Genomic DNA, 406 nt, shown 5'->3' on the forward strand with positions numbered 1-406 from the left:
ATTTTATCCCCCACTATAATGAAAGCAAGATCGTCGGAAAACTCCCCAGCATACTCGAATTGAGGATTAATAACTATGTTACCATCAAGATCAATATAACCGTATCTATCATCGAGTTGTACTGCTGCCACTCCTTCTGAGAAAGGAAGAGCATTATTAAATTGAGGATTTATTACCATGGAACCTTCTTTGTCAATGAATCCAACCTTATCACCAACCCATATCAAAGCACGCCCTTCTGAAAAATCACCTGCGAATTGAAACTGTGGATTGATAACAATATCCCCTTTTGTATCTATAAAACCAAACTCCCCTCCAACCATGACACGAGCAAGTCCATCACTAAATGAATAAGCATCATCATAAGTAGGGTTTACTACGAACTTTCCTTCAGTATCTATAAAAC

1 protein-coding gene is annotated in these 406 nt (G+C 37.9%); it reads right to left on the bottom strand.

The annotated features are described in order from the left end of the window. Positions 1 to 406 (bottom strand): WG repeat-containing protein (locus tag AOA60_RS11795; RefSeq protein ID WP_143522426.1); only part of this gene is annotated, 406 nt, incomplete at both ends.

The organism is Pseudomonas sp. 2822-17 (genome assembly GCF_002742485.1).
Classification (GTDB): domain Bacteria; phylum Pseudomonadota; class Gammaproteobacteria; order Pseudomonadales; family Pseudomonadaceae; genus Aquipseudomonas; species Aquipseudomonas cyclaminis.